This is a genomic window from Vulcanisaeta distributa JCM 11216 (assembly GCF_001315985.1).
GTDB lineage: Archaea > Thermoproteota > Thermoprotei > Thermoproteales > Thermocladiaceae > Vulcanisaeta > Vulcanisaeta distributa_E.
The window spans coordinates 1-1,031 of record NZ_BBBI01000058.1; the positions used below are offsets into that span (position 1 = coordinate 1).

Annotated in this window: 2 protein-coding genes; both read left to right on the forward strand. The window is 49.7% G+C overall.

What is annotated here, in order from left to right:
- Positions 1–175 precede the first annotated feature (175 nt).
- Entirely contained in the window at positions 176–481 is a 306-nt protein-coding gene (locus JCM11216_RS14190; protein ID WP_054854615.1) for a hypothetical protein, read from the forward strand.
- Positions 482–504: 23 nt separating this feature from the next.
- On the forward strand, positions 505–1,031 hold a 527-nt coding region (locus JCM11216_RS14195; RefSeq protein ID WP_054854614.1), incomplete at its 3' end, for a hypothetical protein.

Consider the following 1,031-nt stretch of genomic DNA (forward strand, 5'->3'; position numbering starts at 1 on the left):
CAGGCTTACTGACCAACCCAACGAGTGCCGTTAGCACGGCTTCAAGCGAGGCTACGTGGATCCTAACCCAAATGTTTGAAAACCTAGCCAAGTACGTGGGAATGGCCATCGGGAGTCCCACGTAAAACCACCCCCCCTTAAAAGTCAAGTGATTAAAAACGAGTGGTGGTTTGTCATGGCTTCTAGAGGAATAACCTCTGTAACCACCGCCGTTATAATGGCTCTAGCAATAATTGCCGTCATCGGCTTAATCGTGATCAGCACACCACTGGCTAGGTCAATTATTGATAGGACCAACTGGGCCAGCTTAATGGGTAGTTACGAGCCACCAAAGCCAATAAACTCATCAATGGGTTTTGGCGAGCCTACCTTGGACGGCTATTGCCTTGTTTATAGCGTGAGTAATGGTTATTACAACGTTACGTATTACTCATGCCCATCGATGGCTATGAACACCACAGCCACTCAACAACCACCTTAAAAGCCAATCAATTAATCCATTTGATGGGCTTTGAAGAGGTAATCACCGGGACTATTGGCTTTGCAATGGCTATGGCTATGATGGGCTTGGTCATTGGTGGTGTACTCTACGGATACTACCAATACGTGCAGAGCCAGGTGCTGGCCAACTACCTATGGCCAGTGATTGACGTTGTCCCCCCCTACAAGGGTGGCTACTACATGGCCGTGATCAACACTGGTCACGAGCCATTCTTCGTCAAGGCAATCTTCCTAAGCGGTGGCGGTCACTTGGACGTTAAGTCCAAGGTGCTTTATCGCAACGATGCTTGGTTCTATGAGGTTAGTGAACTGCCTAGTGCTGTCATGGTTTGCTCAGCCATTAAGCCCTCAGTTTGCGTAATCGCCAAAGCCAGCGGTTGGGCTTTAATTAATGATGCACCGCCGGGCTCCGGCTGGGTTAATGTGACCTTCATTGTTGATCCATGGGCTGTGGGTGGTTTGGCCTGGGTTGGTGTTGGGGGGGGTAACAAGGGCGTTAGTGGATACATTGGACTTAATGAGTGGGGGGG